Source organism: Terribacillus sp. AE2B 122, from assembly GCF_902497585.1.
GTDB classification, from domain to species: domain Bacteria; phylum Bacillota; class Bacilli; order Bacillales; family Amphibacillaceae; genus Terribacillus; species Terribacillus saccharophilus_A.
The window spans coordinates 1-461 of record NZ_LR700953.1 but is presented as its reverse complement, the minus strand read 5'-3'; the positions used below and the strand labels follow the sequence as shown (position 1 = coordinate 461).

1 protein-coding gene is annotated in these 461 nt (G+C 40.1%); it reads left to right on the top strand.

Features of this window, described 5'->3' with window-relative positions; translation table 11 throughout:
- A partial coding sequence (locus AE2B122_RS19315) for an amino acid--tRNA ligase-related protein (RefSeq protein WP_305852014.1) occupies window positions 1-196 on the top strand: 196 nt, incomplete at its 5' end.
- Window positions 197-461: the final 265 nt, after the last annotated feature.

Here is a 461-nt window from a genome sequence, read left to right as displayed (position 1 = left end):
AGCGCAGATGAAAGAAAAAGAACAAGGTAATGATGAAGCGCACGAAATGGATGAGGACTTCTTAGAGTCCCTTGAGTATGGTATGCCGCCTACAGGTGGATTGGGTATCGGTATCGACCGCCTGATCATGCTGTTAACGAATGCTCCGTCCATCCGGGACGTATTGCTGTTCCCTCAGATGCGTAATCGCTCTTAATAGAAAGGAGAAGGGTTATTCTGCCCTTCTCCTTTTCACCTTTATATAGGCATTTGCATAGAATGCAAATGGATGAGGGATAATGCTATGTAACAGTTTGTAAGAAAGGTTAACATTTATTTAAAAAAACTATTGCAATGCCATTACATCCATGGTAAATTATTAGAGTTGCTTCAAACGAAGCGGCAAACACGAGAAACAAAAACAAAAAAACATGTTGACAACGAAAGTTAAAACATGGTATGATGTTCTAGTCGCCAAATGA